Annotated in this window: 1 protein-coding gene and 1 pseudogene; one reads left to right on the top strand and one right to left on the bottom strand. The window is 64.6% G+C overall.

Going from position 1 to position 2669, the window contains the following annotated elements; translation table 11 throughout:
* A partial coding sequence (locus MOV74_RS35645; protein ID WP_246931879.1) for an autotransporter-associated beta strand repeat-containing protein occupies positions 1 to 2011 on the bottom strand: 2011 nt, incomplete at its 3' end.
* Between the two features lie 385 nt (positions 2012 to 2396).
* Between MOV74_RS35645 and MOV74_RS35640 the strand changes: the two are divergent.
* Positions 2397 to 2669: pseudogene (locus MOV74_RS35640) on the top strand (hypothetical protein); the annotation flags it as partial.

The raw sequence follows: 2669 nt of genomic DNA, 5'->3' as shown, positions 1-2669 counted from the left end.
CGTTGACCTGGACGCCTGCGACCGTGCCGCTGCCGGCGAGCGTGCCGCCGGCATTGACGGTGGTTGGGCTGTTCAGGATCGAGCCGTCCACCACCAGCGTGCCGCCATTCACGGTGGTGGCGCCGGTATAGGTGTTGTTGCCGGACAGCGTCTGCGTGCCGCCCGCCACCGTCAGGCCGCCGCCGGCGCCGGCATCGTCGATGATCCCGGCGAAGGTGCTGTTACCGTTCGTGATCGTCAGCGTATTAGCGCCGAGATTGACCGCGCCCGAACCCGACAGCGACTTGATCGAGGTGCCGCCGCTCAGGCTCGCAATGTCGAAGATGCCGTTGGCGGTGACGCTGCTCGAGGTCGCGATGCTGCCGTCGCTACCGCCGAAATTGATGAGGTCGAGCTCGCCACCGCTCGCGATGGTGGTGGTGCCGGTATAGGTGTTGGTGCCGTAGAGCTGTTGCGTCGCGCCACTGGCGATCGCGAGGTTGCCGCCGGTGCCGCCGCCAATGCCGCCGTCCTGGATCACGCCGCCGAAGAACGATCCATTCGTGATCGTCAGCGTCTTCGATCCCAGCGCGACGGTGCCCACGGGGCTCAACGAGAAGAGCCCGCCAACCGAAGCGCCTGACGTGGTCTGCGAAATATCGAGCGTGGCGCCTGCGCCCGAGAATGCGACGTAGAGTGAGCTTGCGATCGAGCCGCTGCCCTTGAGTGCCAGCGTGCCGCCGCTATCGATCTGGGTCACATTGGAATAAGTGTTCACGCCAGTGAGCGTTTGCGTTCCGCCGCCGATCTCGAGCCCGCCCGTGCCCTGGATCACGCCGGCGAATTCGGTCGAACCATTTGTGATGAACAGCCCGTTGCCGCCCATGTTGACGATACCGCTGGAATTGCCGGCGAGCGTCGTGATGGCGTTGAACGGGAATGAGGACGCGGAAATATCGAACGTCGCATTCACCGTCACGACGCTGGAGTTCGCGATGCTGCCGAAGCCGGACAGCGCCAGCGTTCCGGCCGAGATCGTCGTCGCGCCCGTATAGGTGTTGGTGCCGGTCAGCGTCAGCGTGCCGGTGCCGACCTTGGTCAGCCCGCCGCCGGTGCCGGAGATCACGCCGTCGACCTGGGTCGAGCTGTTGAGGCTGCCGGTGGTGAGCGTGTTCGCGCCGAGCACGTAGTCGCCGGCGCCTGCGATCGAGCCCGCCGTCATGCCGCCGCTGGTCAGGCCCGAAATGTCGACCGTGCCGCCCAGATTGGTGACGAACTGCGCGCTGCCGCCCGTGCTCGAGCCCGCGAAGTTCGTCGTTGCGCCGTTGTTGGTGGTGATCGTGGCGCTGCCGGCGGTGGCGGAGCCGTCGAAGGTCACCGTTCCGTCGTTGTTGATGGTCGAAGAGGCGGCGGTCGTGGTGTTGTGGAAGTTCAGTGTGGCCGATGCGAGGTTGTTGATCGTGGCGCTGCCCGCCGAAGCGCTGGTGAAGAAATCGATCTGGCCGTTGGCGTTGTTGGTGATCTGGGCGCTGCCGGCGGAGCTTGAATCGTCGAACGTGACAAAGCCGCTATTGACGAGGGTTACCGTCCCCGCGGTGCTGTTCTGGATGAAGTTGACGGTGCCGCCGATATCGTTCGTGATGGTCACGTCCCCGATACCGCTGCGCGCGGTGCTGCTGTTCTGGAACACCAGATTGTTGCCGGAGGTGACTTCGAAATTCTGCGTCGTGCCGGAATCGTTGACGATGCCCGTTCCATTGATGATGAACGGGTTGCCGACCGTGATCGAGTAGGCCTGCGCGATCGGCGTGAACTGGACCGTGCCGATCACGACGACGCCATTGTTGTTGTCGACGCCCGTGCTTCCGGTGTTGGTGAAGGTTGCGGTCTCGTCGGGCACGCTCGGGTTGGATGACCAGTTGGTGGGATCCGTCCAGTCGGTGGAGCCGCCGGTCCATGTGCCGTCCACGGCATGCGCGGCGACGATGCCCAGCGCGGTGGTGGCGAGGAGTGTCGCCAGGGAGTGGCGCACGACCGATCGCAGCCCGTATCCGATCCCCCCACTTGCCATTGTCGGTCCAGCCATCCGATCGTCTCAAATCAGCAAAGAAATCATCGCAAACATGCAACCTGGGCATGCACTGACGCTCAGCGCCCACGCCATGATCTCATGGCGCCGCAACGGCCTGCAATGAACGGATATCCATTTACGCCTGCTTCCTCCCTGTTCCGCTTTGCATTTTCAGCCATCGTGGCTGTCGGGCAACATATTCATGCGTTGCAACGGGTGCAGCACGGAATGTACGTGCTCGGTGGGTGGCGGGACGGTGTGGGTTGATGACGCCACGGATCGGAACTAGTTTGGCGCCAATGCCTCGCCGTCGCGTGGCGCGGCCCGTGGTCGCAGGGGAATATCGATGTCCGGCTGGCTGAGGCCGACAGGATTGGCCGTGCTTTGCGCGGTTCTGGGCGCTGCCGGAGCCATGGCGGCCACCTCAGCGCGCGTGGATGTCCTGTCGGACGATGCGGCGGGCAATCCTGCCGAAAGTGTCGATGTCGGAACGATGAGACCGATCGCACGGCCCGCGCAGCAAGGGCCGGGCAAGCCCATTCCTCGCGGCAATCCGCTGTGGTCGGTGCCGCTCTCGGCTCTGACCGCGACCCAGGAACGCCCGATCTTCTCGGCCATG

It is taken from the genome of Bradyrhizobium sp. SHOUNA76, assembly GCF_023006445.1.
In the GTDB taxonomy this organism is placed as follows: domain Bacteria; phylum Pseudomonadota; class Alphaproteobacteria; order Rhizobiales; family Xanthobacteraceae; genus Bradyrhizobium.
The sequence above is the reverse complement of the archived record's forward strand: the minus strand, read 5'-3'. Positions and strand labels throughout refer to the sequence as shown.